General features: G+C 63.1%; 1 protein-coding gene. It reads right to left on the bottom strand.

All coding sequences use genetic code 11. The annotated features are described in order from the left end of the window. Positions 1-233 (bottom strand): twin-arginine translocase subunit TatC (locus tag AN218_RS28445; RefSeq protein ID WP_141747721.1); only part of this gene is annotated, 233 nt, incomplete at both ends.

Below are 233 nucleotides of genomic sequence, written 5' to 3'. Positions count from 1 at the left end.
GGAGTGGCCACCGCGGAGAAGATCGTGATGCACAGCACCATCACCCGCCACCAGCCCAGCAGCCGGCGCCCCGACAGAATGCCCGTGAAGTTCAACATCACCAGCAGCAGCGGCAGTTCGAAAGCGAGCCCGAAAACGATCACGAGCCGGGTGACGATATCGAGGAAATCATCCAGCGGAATCAGGTTCCCCGTGCCGTCCGGAGTGAAGTCCAGCAGCGTCTTGGCCGCCGC

The organism is Streptomyces nanshensis (assembly GCF_001751255.1).
In the GTDB taxonomy this organism is placed as follows: Bacteria; Actinomycetota; Actinomycetes; order Streptomycetales; family Streptomycetaceae; genus Streptomyces; species Streptomyces nanshensis_A.
Note: the sequence above shows the minus strand (reverse complement) of the source record. Positions and strands in the feature narration are given on the sequence as shown.